Below are 1,636 nucleotides of genomic sequence, written 5' to 3' on the forward strand. Positions count from 1 at the left end.
AACAGTTGAGGCAGGTCGAGGGTCTTTCTGACTTCCGCAAAGTCCGGCGGCGTTGTGAATGGGAGACGAATGTAACGTGGTCCCGTGGCAGAGGCGCCGTCGACGGGCACAATTGCAAGTAGCCAATTGTCAGGCTGATTCCGGCAGCATCGGATCTGCGTGGCCGACACGGTCACGGTTTAGCGCCCCACTGCCTTGCCCGTCACATCAAGGAATCGAAGTCGCCCCGGGTCGCAAGGGTCGGAAGACTCGATGTCATAGCCAGGATTGTTGTGATCCATCACCCGCGGAGTGCGGCCGAGGGCCTTCTCTGCTGCCACAACTGCCGCGATGGCGAGTTTGTCTATGCGGTCACGATCAACCACGGGGACGCCGGTTGGCGGGGAGCCGCTAACCGCCGCAGTCAGCATCCGCGATGGCACAACGATCGCGCCGCCGACGACTACGGGTGGCGATGGCGACAGATGTCGCTCCTGATCCAGGAGAGCAAGGCGGCGCTGCAACCGACCTTCCAGATCGTCTGCTCGCTGTCGCGCCATCGTGCTGTTGATCTTCGGTGTCTTTCCTGCTTGCTCTCTGGCGAGAAGTTCCTGAGCACGGTGATCCCAGTATGCGATCTCCCTGGTCAGCCGTTGTTTGACAGCACGGATGGTCTTCTCGATACGCTCGTCTCGGCCCTTTCGGACGCGCCCGAGGTGCTCGGGCACAAGTCGCTCTACGGCATAAGTCAACGCGCGTTGCTCAAGCCCCTCCACGAGCCATGGCTTGGTGAGCTCACCGGCAAGCGCACGGGCCTCTACTTCAGTCGCAGGACGATAGTCCAGATAGGGTGCGTACCCAGGGGACAGCGATCGTCCCGCCTCGTCAATCTCGACGAACTCCATTTCCCGCGAAATGACTCGCGGCTCACCGGCACCAGATCGGACCGCGTCGCGAATACTGTGTTCGAGATAGAAAAGTACACGAGGAGATTCTGTGCGATCAGAAGGATCGATGAGCAACGTACCTCGCCGCAGCATGGCCCGATTCTGTTCGAGCACAACGTCGAGCACCGCATCGAGCAGTGGGTGCCCCGGGCAGATGAACGCCGCCGTCGGCTTGCCCTGCTGGTTGATCATCTCCTTCTCAAAAGTAACTCGCTCGTACCGTGTCAGCACCGGCGGACCGCTCCCGATCTGACGATCCCGTTCACGGAGCAACCCTGGAACTCGCGTGATCTCGAATCGACCATTTTCGCGTTCGCTGATTTGGCCACCCAGGCGCTTGAACGCCTCCATGAAGAATGCCTGGATGTAGTGCGGCTGCAGGCGCCGCGCCTCGGCGCGTTCCATGTCCTCCCGGATTGCCTGCACCTTGCGGGCATCCAAGGAGTCTCGCGCGAGCGCGTCGTGCTCCAAGAGGTTCCGCAAATGCTCTTGGTCCGTGGCGTTGTCGATTGCTTTCAGGAGCTTGGCGCGAACCTCGGGTTGGTCACCGTAACGAATTGCCTCGATCATCAGCCCCCGAAGCGACAGCGGCATCTCGCCGCCATCGCCATTCTGTGACGCTTGCATGTCGAACAAGCGCCCAAGAACATCAAATACGCGGCCACCGAGTGCCACACGCTGCGTTTCCAGCTTCTCCAGCAGCTTGTAGT

At 60.8% G+C, this 1,636-nt stretch carries 1 pseudogene; it reads right to left on the bottom strand.

The features are described from left to right. Nucleotides 1–179: 179 nt before the first annotated feature. Nucleotides 180–1,636 (bottom strand): annotated as a pseudogene (locus tag NJ959_RS29210) (RNA helicase); the annotation flags it as partial.

This window comes from Limnofasciculus baicalensis BBK-W-15 (genome assembly GCF_024178385.1).
Taxonomy (GTDB): Bacteria; Cyanobacteriota; Cyanobacteriia; order Cyanobacteriales; family Coleofasciculaceae; genus Limnofasciculus; species Limnofasciculus baicalensis.